The following is a 9,274-nucleotide window of genomic DNA, read 5'->3' as shown; positions in this document are numbered from 1 at the left end:
CGGGCGCTTAACAACATCCTGTTTGACGTCATGGATGAGCCGGGCCTGCATCCGGAACGGCGGACACGTGCGGTTGTGATCCTGCATGATGGCAAGGTGGTCGCGGAACGCTATGCCGCGGGCATTACAGCCGACACGCCACTGCCCGGCTGGTCGATGACCAAAAGCGTTTTCAACGTCATCCTCGGTCGCATGCAGTTCGAAGGCATGATGCCCGACATCCAGGACCCGGTTCTGATCAACGAATGGCAGGCAGAGCCAAACGACCCGCGCGCAACCATCAATTACGATGATCTGCTTCGCATGCGAAGCGGCCTTGAGTTCGATGAAAGCTATGCCAATCCGCTATCGGATGTGGTGCAGATGCTGTTTATCGAACCTGCGGCGGCAGGTTATGCGGTATCCATGCCGCTGGAAAACACACCGGGCAGTGATTTCGCCTATAATTCCGGGGCAAGCAACATCCTGTCAGCAGCCATTCGTAATCTGAGCGGGTCACGTTCGACCTATCTCAGCCGACCGACAGAACTTCTGTTCCGTCCGCTTGGCATGAGCAGTGCGGTGATCGAAACCGACCCTGAAGGCTATTTTATCGCCTCAAGCTTCATGCATGCATCCGCACGCGACTGGGCCAAGATCGGCCAGTTGTTCCTGCAAGACGGCGTGTGGGAGGGGGAGCGCCTGCTGCCCGAGGGATGGGTCGGATATTCCACCAGCCCCGCCGCAGAAGACCCGTATGGTCTTTATGGCGCGCATTGGTGGATTGATCTGCCCGGCAGCCGAAACGAGGATGGCACACCCCTTAATGACGTGCCGCAGATCCCCGAAGACGCCTATTTCGCGCTTGGTCATGATGGCCAGTCGCTTACCGTCATTCCATCCAGAAACCTCGTGGTGGCGCGTTTCGGCGTCACCCGCAATTCCGGCGCTTTCAAGCTGCGTCAGTTCATTGCCGATCTAAGTGCCATTTTCCCGGCGACTTCAGATACCCCGGCGGATACGCCGATCGGATCGGGCGCCACAACGACCGGGGCAAATGACGGCTGATTGCGCCAGTTGGTGCAATCACAAAAGACCCGTCAGATACCCAACCACAGCACCAGCACCGACCACGGCCCAGACCGGGGCAATCCGCCATTGCAGGATTGCGAAAACCAAAATCACGCATCCGATATCAAAGATATCAAGATTGGCCCCTGTCCAGATCGGGTCATACAAAACCGCCGCCAAAAGGCCGACCACGGCGGCATTCACCCCCATCAGTCCGGCCCGCATTGACGGGATATGCCGCACACGATCCCAGAACGGCAAAAGGCCGACCACCAATAACCATGCCGGCAGGAAAATCGCGATCAATGTCACAAGGGATGTGGTGGCACTGACCCAAAGCCCCGTACCACCGGACCCGGTATGAAGGGCCGCCCCCAAATAGGCGGCAAAGGTAAAGATCGGACCGGGCACGGCCTGGGTGGCGCCATATCCCGCAAGGAAAGTCTCGGCATCGACCCAACCCGGTGTGACCACGGCATTTTGCAACAGGGGCAAAACCACATGCCCGCCGCCAAACACAAGCGCACCACTGCGATAAAAGCCGTCAATCACGGCAAAAAGTCCGGTGGGATCAAGCTTTGCCAAAATGGGTAACAACACAAGCAAAACAAAGAATGCGCAAAGGGCCGCAACAGCCCCCTTGGCCGAGCGTAGCACATGTCCGGGATCGGCATTCACGCCGACCTTGCCCCGAAGCATCAAAAAGCCCGCGAGCATCCCGCCAAGGATGACGCCAAACTGCGCCATCACCGTTTCACTGGCAATCATGATACCCGCAGCCAACACGGCAAGAATGGCACGCGGGACATCCGGACATAGGCTGCGTGCCATGCCAAGCAGCGCATGAAGCACAACCCCGACCGCAACCAGTTTAAGGCCGCGAATGATCCCCTCGACCGTGCCAAGATCAAATCCGACAAACGCCATGCCAAGGGCAGCCAATACAATCGCGGATGGCATGGTAAATCCAAGCCAGGCGACCAACGATCCGCGCAAACCACCAAGCGCCATGCCAATACCCATGCCGACCTGCGAACTGGCAGGCCCCGGCACGAACTGGCAAAGTGCCACCAGATCGGCATAGCGCGCATCACTCAGCCATTTGCGGCGCGCAACGAACTCTTCACGGAAATAGCCGATATGCGCAACAGGACCACCAAAACTGGTCAAGCCAAGACGCAGAAAGATCAGGAAGATTTGCCAAAGACCAACACCGCCAATCGGCAATGAAGGCACCGGGTTATCCGTGGAACTTTTTGTGGTTTTGTTGTGTGGCGTTGCATTTGGCATGTGATTGTCCTGCCCTACCCCTGATTTTGCCTGACCATACGCAATCATCGAAAGGCGGCAAAGCCAAAATCGGGACCACAGCCATTCGTCACAATTCCATAACAAAACCCCGCCTGCGGCAGTTCGCCACAGGCGGGGTTTTGGTTTGATCATTCACGCCTTAGCGGAAGGCTGGTTCGTCCAGGGACCGCAATTTACGCGAATGGAGCTGATTGACGTCCTGACGAAGCGTATCAATCGTATCAAGGCCCACCTGCAAATGCTGACCGATACGCTGGCGATAGAAATTGTTCGCCATGCCAGGCAGCTTCAATTCGCCATGAACCGGTTTGTCCGACACACACAAAAGCGTGCCATACGGTACCCGGAACCGGAAACCGTTGGCGGCAATGGTGGCACTTTCCATATCGACTGCGATCGCGCGTGACTGGTTGAGGCGAACAAACAGTTCGCTATAACGCAGTTCCCAGTTCCGGTTATCGGTGGTTGCCACCGTCCCGGTGCGCATGCGCGCCTTCATTTCACGGCCCTTAAGACCGGTGATTTTGGTGACCGAATCTGCCAGGGCGACTTGCACCTCGGCAATTGGCGGCACCGGAATCCACAGCGGCAGGTCCGAATCAAGCACGTGATCGTCACGGACATAGCCATGTGCCAGAACATAATCACCAAGCAGCTGGCTACGCCGCAATCCGGCACAGTGCCCCAGCATCAACCAGCAATGCGGTCGCAGAACGGCAATATGGTCGGTTGCCGTTTTGGCGTTCGACGGCCCCACACCGATATTGACCAGCGTAACCCCAAGACCATCTTCGCGGATCAGGTGATAGGATGGCATCTGCGGCAGTTGCTTGACCGCTTCACCGCTTTCAACCCAGCCCTTGGGCGCGTTTTTGCGCACGCTGACTTTCGGCCCCGGCTCGACAAACGCGACATAGGGGCTTTTCGGGTCATCAAGCTGTGCCTTGGCGAATTCGATGAATTCATCGACATAGCGCTGATAGTTGGTGAACAGAACGAACTTCTGGAAATGTTCGGGGGCTGTTGCCGTGTAGTGACGCAGGCGTGCCAGCGAATAATCCACACGTTCACCGGAAAACAGCGACAATGGCTTTGGCCCCGGGGTCGCGTTCGCACCGTAATGAACGCCATTGGCGATATCATCATCGGTACGCGCCAGATCGGGCATATCAAAAATCAGCTGCATCGGGCGGATATCGTTCGGACCGATACTATCAGTCGCCGTTTCAACCAGAAACGGCACGGGGATCGGACGGTCCGAAACCCCCACCACGACCGGAACGTCATGGTTTTTGAGCAGAAGTTCGATCTGCTCGCGGTAATATTCTTCAAACAGGTCGGGCCGGGTCAGGGTCGTTCCATAAACACCCGGATCGCGCGGTGCGCCAAATGACAGGGTGCTTTCGACATGCAGCTTTTCCGGCGGCACTTCGATGCCGAGATACGGATAGTAAGCACGTATCGGGGAAGATTGTTGGCCTTGACCGAAACGGTTAAAGGCCTCTTGGACGGCGTTGGCACCGGTCGCATAAATATCCTTGATGCGCGCAAGTGCCCGGTCTGCGTCCGTGAATTCAAACAGATCGCGTACCGATCCATGGACTTCTGAAACCATATTGGTTGCTCCTTTTTGTTATTGTTGTTTGGGTCTTTTGCCAGATCACGAAGCATAAAACAGCGACGGATCAATGACAAAACCCCTTGGAGCGAGAGATTTATCACCGCTCGCCCGGCTTCTGACAACCGAAAACTTTGCCATCACTTTCAATCCAGACGTCAAAACCGCTGATTTGTGGATATCGGAAAGTTTATAATTCGGACCTTTCCCGGCATTTTCAGAAACTTATGAAATATATGTCGGGTCTATTTTCAAAAATTCCAAATGACAGTTTTGAGGAGACCGTCATAACCCGCAAGGTCTGCACGCAAAGCGGGCGGCGTGAAACGACCGGTATTTTGAAAACAGGGCAAAAAAAATGCCGAAACCGGGGGACGGTTTCGGGAATTTCAGGGAAGGGCCTTAGACGTTGAGGGAAAAGACGATCAACCCTGATGTACTGTATTTATATGACCAGCGGTCATTTATGTCAATTCTATTTGTTCACAAGTGGCATTTTGCGGTTTCGCGCTATGCCAGGACATCTGCCTCCTCGGCGATGCGCTGTAACTTTTCGAGTCGTCTTCGCGCAGAATTGTCGGTTGCCCATCGGTCACCAACTTCGGTGACTTCAAGCTTGTTAACAATCTTGGCAGCGCGCGGGTCACTCTCGACCAGACTTTCGATGTCCTGTTTTTCTTCGTCGTCTTCAAGCGTCCCGCGTACATAGCCAAGAATGTGATCTTTGCCATATATCGCAAGAACCAGGCTCATATCATGCGGCCTCCGAGACATAACGTGATGCGTGTTCACGGGCTTCGATTCGACCAACCGATGCGCGCAGCTTGCGGCGTGCACGACCAACACGGGATTTGACCGTGCCGATCTCGACACACATCTGATCGGCAGCGTCCTGATAGGACACATCATCAACAGCGGTCAGCATGATCGCTTCGCGTTCCTGGGCCGGTAGGCCTTCAAGCACACGGTCAGCATCACGAAGCTGCAAACGCGCCATCTGATTGCTGCCATGGCCATAGACGTCGCCAAGATCATCCCAGTCGACCTGCGGACCACGCGTTTTTTCACGACGTTTTCCGGAAATGAACGTGTTGAACAGAATACGGTGCAACCAAGCCTTAAGGCTGGTGCCTTCTTCGAACTGGTCCTTTTTGCTGATGGCTTTCAACAGCGTGTCCTGGACCAGATCCTGAGCCATGTCGTTGCTGCCGGTCAGACGATATGCATGACGGCGCAGTGCAGGCACATGGTTTTCGATTTCGTTCATCACTTGTTCAGACATCACAACCTCCTTGTTCGGATGCACTGACCATAACAGGGCTAAATATAATTGATAGTAAAATCGTATGCTCTACTTATTCAACACAAGTACTTCACATAATATACATCGCAACATTAACAAGCTTATTTTACTCTTATTATTCCACCTATTCAATGTACGCAAATAACGCATCATAATTACTTTACGTCATTTACGTCCGTGTTCTCACTTACGCCAATTCAGCAAGATGGTTGTGTTACGGAGAAAACAGCGGTAACGTAAGTTACTCCAAAATTTTGGAACGCTTTGATTTTCAACGGCTTCGGACGGTTTTAAGAACCTCTGAAATTTACAGGAAACCCCACGTGCCTACGTCGAAGAGAACAGAAAAGCTCCAGATCATGCTTGATGATGATGAGTTGAAATTCATCGATGACTGGCGTTTTGACCATCGGATGCCGACCCGAGCTGCCGCAATCCGCGAGCTCATTCGTCGTGGCCTCGTTGCAGAAGACATCGATGACCCCGAAACCGAGGGCAAAAGCACCACCGATTTCCGTATTGAGACGGAATAAAAAATTCGATTTTCCCAAAAAAAGACCCGGCGAACTGCCGGGCCTTTTTCATTTGGGCGTGTTTTCCAACCAATTTCAGGTCGCATCTTGCCGTAAATCGGGTTTGCGTCCTTCAAAAATGCGGGCGATTCCTGCGCCAAATCCCAGAACCAGCAACCACAATCCGTAATATCTGATCGCACGCGATGCCGTGATCGCAATCAGAAACAACCAGATCGGATAGGATGTTGCCCCTGCGGCCAGGGCTGCAAGCTGCATCGGGACCGGTGTAATACTGATTGCAAAGACCACCCAGAATCCGCCTTCGGCAAATCGGCCTTCCAGATCTTCAAATTCCTGCTGCCCACCGACCAGATCAATAAGCGGCTGGGCAAGGTCATCAAACAAAACCCACGCCAAAAGATACAAGGCCACGGCACCCAGCACACTGCCCGCCAGTGTTACGGATGCCACAATAAACCCGCGCGTCCGCGAAGCTGCCATGATCGGGGCAACGATGACTTCGATCGGAACCGGGATGATCGTGGTTTCAAGAAACGACGCGACCGATATCCCCCCAAGTCCCTTGCGTCCCTCTGCAAGTTTGGCGAGGCGGGACTTGGCATATGCCAACCCGTTTTTTATGCGCATTCCTGTTTTTTGATTATCGCCCGACATATTCTGTTCCTTGTTGGCGGTCCTGCCCCAAAATAAAAGCAGCCCGCCCGAAGCCGGGCGGGCTGCTAACCTCGGACGTCATCCGCCGAGTTCAGGTTGTGACGTCTTATTCGGCGGTCTGAGTATCCGAGATGGCCTTCTGCGCATCTTCAAGCGCATTTACAGTGTTGGCCTTTACATCTTCCCAAGTATCCGCAGATGCATCCTTGGCATTTTCCAGGGCATCGCTCAGCTCATCGCTTGCGCTGTCCCAGGCCTCAGCCATTTCTTCGACAGCATCTTCGCTGTCATCCTTAACTTCGGCAGAAACCTCGTCGTACTGTTCGCCAAGCTGTTTGGATTTGGCGTCAACCCAGGCAAGGAAGTCTTCTTTCTGCTCGAACGTAAAGTCTTTGGCTTCTTCATACTGGGCTGCAATTTCGTTGCCCAGCTCATTGACGTCGGACTTCACTGCATCGTCGGTCGCCATGGTGTCCGAGCTGTCAGACCCGGCATAAGCCGGCGCCATTACAGAAACAGACATAAGTACAGTACCGATCATCAGCATATTCTTGTTCAACATCACAACCTCCTTATTAAACAAACACAGCACAATTACTTGCACGCTGCTTACCATTCACAACGGATGGTGCGAAAGAATGTTCCAATTGTGTTGATTTTATTTTCTGGAACCTTCTGGCGGAATGCACGTTTCATCTGCAAGCGCCCACAATACGAAACGGGGTACAGCGCAATAAACAATGCGCAATCCGATTTCACGGGCACGCTGTAAACAAAAGGAGTTTTAGTTATGGCACATAGCAGTATGCAGACCGTTGCGAAGGAAGTTCCCGTCGAGACCGGCGTGGACCGCAAGGATCGTCGCGAACTGGCGAAAATGCTGACCAAGATCGTTGGCTCGTCGCATGTACTGTATGCCAAAGTTCGTGGTGTTCACTGGAATGTGGTGGGTCCGGCGTTCTATTCGCTCCACAACATGACCGAGGAGCATTACGAGGACCTCAACACCGCCATTGACGACATGGCGGAACGCATCCGCGCCATCGGCTTTACGGCGCCAACGGGACTCAGCGAGATGATGGAAAACTCGTCCATCAAGGATCAGACCAAACTTCTTTCGACCGAAGACATGGTCAAGGAACTGGTCGAGGATCACGAAAAAATGGCCCGCCTGCTCCGGGACGGGGTGGCTGCCGCCGAGGAAGTTGATGATGTGAAAACCGCCGACATGCTGACCGAGCGGATCGGTGTTCACGAAGAAGCAGCATGGATGCTGCGTGCAACGATCTCGTAATCATGCCAATATGATATGATGAACCGGCGCCTTCGGGTGCCGGTTCTTTTTTGTGCCCCCAAACCAACGGTACAGCATGATGAAAAGCTCTGATCTGACTGGCAAGGTCCACTTGCTGCTGACGAAGTCGAAACTCCCCGACGAGTGGCGCGATAACGGCGCACAGCCGCTGCGCAATGTGTTCGAAGATGCCGGTTACAAGACCGAGCTGACGCTGTGCGATAACCCCGACGTCATCAAGGAACAGATCAGCACCAGCTGTGCACCGGGCGATATCGTCGCGGTCGGCGGTGGTGATGGCACCATTAATGCGGTCCTTGATACCGTGATTTCGCAAAAGGTCGTTCTCATCCCGGTACCGCTTGGCACGGCAAATGATTTTGCCCGCACCCTGACATTGCCGGACGATCTGATTGATGCGGCACGCGCGTCCATCCACGGCCAGATCAGAATGCTTGATATCGGCAGCGTGAATGACAAAAGCTTTGTCAATGCGGCCAGCATTGGCGTGCCGGCAGATGCGCGCAAACGCATCAATCCCGACCTTAAACGTACCTTGGGGGCCATCAGCTATGCGGTTGCCAACTGGCAAAGCTGGCATGAAATGGATCCGCTTGATCTGACCATCACGTGCGGCGAAGACGAACCACAAGCCATGAAGCTGCGCCAGGTTACCATCACCAATGGCCGATATTTTGGCGGTGGATTGCGACCGAGCGAAACCAAAAGCCCGGAAGACGGTCTTTTGCACATGTTTGCCATTCGCGACAGTGTCGATACGCTCAGCGGCCTTGATATCGCAGCCGAGCTGTTGTTTGGCTCTGTCGATGACAGCAGCTATGCGACGTCAATTCAGTGCGACACAATCAAGGTCGACGGCGAGGACGGTGCGCCCATTCTGGCCGACGGCGAAATCATCGGCAAACTTCCGGCCAAATTTGCCATCCGTGCGGGTGTTCTGCCGGTCTTTGCCCCCAACAGTTTCGTCGACGAGGTCATCAATGACGGCGAGGCAAAGACCAAAACCTTGCCCCAGCAGAACGAGATTAATGACGTCATGCGCGACACCATTGATTTCGCCGTACGTCTTGAGGCGATCTACCCTGTCGCACAGAACAGCGCGCTCAAATCGCTTTGCCATGACGCGGCGGGCCATTTGCGCAGCCATGCCCGCCAGCTTGAACTGGGCGTACGTCCCTTCGGGATCAATGCCGCCTCCCCCGACCCGGATCTTCAGAACCTTGAAGAACTCCGCGACAAGGTCATGGGCTGGTTGCTGGGCAATGCCGATACCCGCCTTGTCAATGGCCTGAAAGCACGTGCGGACACCCTGACAACAGAGATACACGCCATCACGTTGGACAACCAACCGACTGAGGTCTCAAGGGCCCTCGACGGGCTGGCAACGGAAATGGTCGATTTTTCCAAAACGCTGGATCGTATCGCCAAGGATCTCTGAGATAAAAAAGACCGCCAAATGGCGGTCTCAGACTGCTGACGAACCCTGT

The 9,274-nt window shown here is 54.2% G+C and carries 10 protein-coding genes; 4 read left to right on the top strand and 6 right to left on the bottom strand.

The window, feature by feature from the left end:
* Window positions 1-1,047: serine hydrolase domain-containing protein (locus tag B3Z49_RS18510; protein ID WP_296993523.1), on the top strand; the 1,047-nt coding region annotated here is incomplete at its 5' end.
* Window positions 1,048-1,065: 18 nt separating this feature from the next.
* Here B3Z49_RS18510 and chrA read toward each other — a convergent pair.
* From chrA to B3Z49_RS18490, 4 genes are all read right to left on the bottom strand, one after another.
* Window positions 1,066-2,493 (bottom strand): chromate efflux transporter, encoded by a 1,428-nt coding sequence (gene chrA, locus B3Z49_RS18505; RefSeq protein WP_296993521.1) that lies wholly within the window; start codon window positions 2,491-2,493, stop codon window positions 1,066-1,068.
* A gap of 7 nt (window positions 2,494-2,500) precedes the next feature.
* Entirely contained in the window at window positions 2,501-3,976 is a 1,476-nt protein-coding gene (locus B3Z49_RS18500) for an AMP nucleosidase (protein ID WP_120225550.1), read from the bottom strand.
* A 513-nt stretch (window positions 3,977-4,489) separates the two neighbouring features.
* The gene (locus tag B3Z49_RS18495) at window positions 4,490-4,732 is read right to left on the bottom strand and encodes a hypothetical protein (RefSeq protein WP_064782177.1); all 243 of its coding nucleotides are present in this window, start codon (window positions 4,730-4,732) and stop codon (window positions 4,490-4,492) included.
* 1 nt (window position 4,733) lies between these two features.
* On the bottom strand, window positions 4,734-5,261 hold the full coding sequence (locus B3Z49_RS18490) for an RNA polymerase sigma factor (protein ID WP_120225833.1): 528 nt from the start codon (window positions 5,259-5,261) through the stop codon (window positions 4,734-4,736).
* Window positions 5,262-5,605: 344 nt separating this feature from the next.
* Between B3Z49_RS18490 and B3Z49_RS18485 the strand changes: the two genes are divergently transcribed.
* Window positions 5,606-5,815: a hypothetical protein gene (locus tag B3Z49_RS18485; RefSeq protein ID WP_296993518.1), complete on the top strand. Its 210-nt coding sequence runs from the start codon at window positions 5,606-5,608 to the stop codon at window positions 5,813-5,815.
* Window positions 5,816-5,890: 75 nt separating this feature from the next.
* Here B3Z49_RS18485 and B3Z49_RS18480 read toward each other — a convergent pair whose 3' ends face one another.
* A complete protein-coding gene (locus B3Z49_RS18480) occupies window positions 5,891-6,445 on the bottom strand; it encodes a YqaA family protein (RefSeq protein WP_296993516.1) in 555 nt (184 codons plus the stop codon).
* 133 nt (window positions 6,446-6,578) lie between these two features.
* On the bottom strand, window positions 6,579-7,034 hold the full coding sequence (locus tag B3Z49_RS18475; protein WP_063087294.1) for a hypothetical protein: 456 nt from the start codon (window positions 7,032-7,034) through the stop codon (window positions 6,579-6,581).
* A 228-nt stretch (window positions 7,035-7,262) separates the two neighbouring features.
* Between B3Z49_RS18475 and B3Z49_RS18470 the strand changes: the two genes are divergently transcribed.
* Together B3Z49_RS18470 and B3Z49_RS18465 are read left to right on the top strand one after the other, a co-directional pair.
* Entirely contained in the window at window positions 7,263-7,766 is a 504-nt protein-coding gene (locus B3Z49_RS18470) for a Dps family protein (RefSeq protein WP_008891497.1), read from the top strand.
* A 76-nt stretch (window positions 7,767-7,842) separates the two neighbouring features.
* The gene (locus B3Z49_RS18465; protein ID WP_296993510.1) at window positions 7,843-9,225 is read left to right on the top strand and encodes a diacylglycerol/lipid kinase family protein; all 1,383 of its coding nucleotides are present in this window, start codon (window positions 7,843-7,845) and stop codon (window positions 9,223-9,225) included.
* Window positions 9,226-9,274: the final 49 nt, after the last annotated feature.

Source organism: Thalassospira sp. UBA1131, from assembly GCF_002311515.1.
GTDB lineage: Bacteria > Pseudomonadota > Alphaproteobacteria > Rhodospirillales > Thalassospiraceae > Thalassospira.
Note: the sequence above shows the minus strand (reverse complement) of the source record. Positions and strands in the feature narration are given on the sequence as shown.

Coding starts and splice junctions, on each gene's coding strand:
- B3Z49_RS18490 (WP_120225833.1), bottom strand. CDS start 5,261: ATGTCTGAACAAGTGATGAACGAAATCGAAAACCATGTGCCTGCACTG.
- B3Z49_RS18500 (WP_120225550.1), bottom strand. CDS start 3,976: ATGGTTTCAGAAGTCCATGGATCGGTACGCGATCTGTTTGAATTCACG.
- B3Z49_RS18475 (WP_063087294.1), bottom strand. CDS start 7,034: ATGTTGAACAAGAATATGCTGATGATCGGTACTGTACTTATGTCTGTT.
- B3Z49_RS18480 (WP_296993516.1), bottom strand. CDS start 6,445: ATGCGCATAAAAAACGGGTTGGCATATGCCAAGTCCCGCCTCGCCAAA.
- chrA (WP_296993521.1), bottom strand. CDS start 2,493: ATGATCAAACCAAAACCCCGCCTGTGGCGAACTGCCGCAGGCGGGGTT.
- B3Z49_RS18465 (WP_296993510.1), top strand. CDS start 7,843: ATGATGAAAAGCTCTGATCTGACTGGCAAGGTCCACTTGCTGCTGACG.
- B3Z49_RS18470 (WP_008891497.1), top strand. CDS start 7,263: ATGGCACATAGCAGTATGCAGACCGTTGCGAAGGAAGTTCCCGTCGAG.
- B3Z49_RS18495 (WP_064782177.1), bottom strand. CDS start 4,732: ATGAGCCTGGTTCTTGCGATATATGGCAAAGATCACATTCTTGGCTAT.